At 46.5% G+C, this 1,033-nt stretch carries 1 protein-coding gene; it reads left to right on the top strand.

Going from position 1 to position 1,033, the window contains the following annotated elements; translation table 11 throughout:
- Nucleotides 1-173 precede the first annotated feature (173 nt).
- The coding region (locus R7E42_RS25645; protein ID WP_318073333.1) for a serine/threonine protein kinase at nucleotides 174-1,033 on the top strand (860 nt) is incomplete at its 3' end.

Consider the following 1,033-nt stretch of genomic DNA (forward strand, 5'->3'; position numbering starts at 1 on the left):
GCCTTGGTGCCGATCCTGACAAGCTAAACTCTGCGATCACCACAATTCAGTTTATACTCACCGATAAGAGCAACGAATTCACTATCGAAGTTGAAAGTCGGTTTATCAAAAAGCTGTAACGACAACATCGATAATTAATGGAAAAAGGCTCAGTAATGAGCCTTTTTATTTATATGTCCCAAAGTATGTTTAACTTTGACGCCCTCACCCCTGATTTCATGTGGTACGCGTTAGAAAGCATTGGCATTCGTGCTGAATCGGGCTTTCTGCCTCTCAACAGTTACGAAAACCGTGTGTATCAATTTACCGATGAAGAGCGTCGTCGCTACGTCGTGAAGTTCTATCGTCCGGAACGTTGGAGCAACGAGCAGATTCAAGAAGAGCACGATTTCACGCTTGAGCTGATTGATAACGAAATCCCCGTCGCCCCACCCGTACGCATCAATGGCAACACCCTACACCACTATCAAGGCTATGGGTTCGCTCTCTTCGAAAGCGTAGGCGGTCGTCAGTTTGAAGTCGATAACTTAGAGCAGCTTGAAGGAGTTGGTCGCTTTTTAGGACGCATCCATAAAGTCGGCAGCCGACAAGCTTTTCAACATCGTCCTACCATTGGTTTGCAAGAGTATCTCTACCAACCACGTGAGATTTTGCAAAACGCCAATATGATCCCGATGCATTTAGAAAACAGCTTTTTCAATGACTTGGATATGCTCATCAAAGCCATCGAAAACCACTGGCAAGACAGCTTCACAACGATTCGTCTGCATGGCGATTGCCATCCGGGTAACATCTTGTGGCGCGACGGCCCAATGTTTGTCGATTTAGATGACTCGCGCAACGGCCCTGCCGTACAAGATTTGTGGATGCTACTTAACGGCGAACGCCAAGATAAGCTGATGCAACTGGACATCATTTTAGAGGCGTATCAAGAGTTTTGCGATTTTAACGCCGCGGAATTGAAACTAATCGAGCCACTTCGCGGTCTACGAATGGTGCACTATATGGCATGGCTAGCAAAACGTTGGCATGA

Source organism: Vibrio sp. Vb1337, from assembly GCF_033338715.1.
Lineage (GTDB): Bacteria > Pseudomonadota > Gammaproteobacteria > Enterobacterales > Vibrionaceae > Vibrio > Vibrio alginolyticus.